Below are 339 nucleotides of genomic sequence, written 5' to 3'. Positions count from 1 at the left end.
CAATCGTTCGATTGGTATTCGTCAAGGGGCAGCTATGGCGAAATTAGAGTTGAGAGCTTTACTAGAGAAGTATGATTTTATTCAAATGAAATTCGAAGAAATAGATCATCAATTAGATCAGTTATTAGACCATATCCCAGGTGTCACACAGATGTTAGAGGTGTCAGGAATCGGTCGAGATACAGTAGCAGGGTTTTTCGCAGAGGTCGGCGACCTCAGAGACTATCAACATCCTCGCCAAATCGTAAAATTAGCAGGTTTAAGTTTAAAAGAAAACACATCAGGAAAGCACAAAGGTCAGACCAAGATTACCAAACGGGGACGAAAGAAATTGAGGGC

Annotated in this window: 1 protein-coding gene; it reads left to right on the top strand. The window is 41.3% G+C overall.

All coding sequences use genetic code 11. From position 1 onward, the window contains the following. Positions 1 to 339, top strand: a 339-nt coding sequence (locus ADA55_RS21310; protein WP_153246155.1) for a transposase, incomplete at both ends; no start/stop codon positions are given.

The sequence above is a fragment of the Bacillus sp. 220_BSPC genome (genome assembly GCF_001054655.1).
GTDB classification, from domain to species: domain Bacteria; phylum Bacillota; class Bacilli; order Bacillales; family DSM-1321; genus Peribacillus; species Peribacillus frigoritolerans.
The sequence above is the reverse complement of the archived record's forward strand: the minus strand, read 5'-3'. Positions and strand labels throughout refer to the sequence as shown.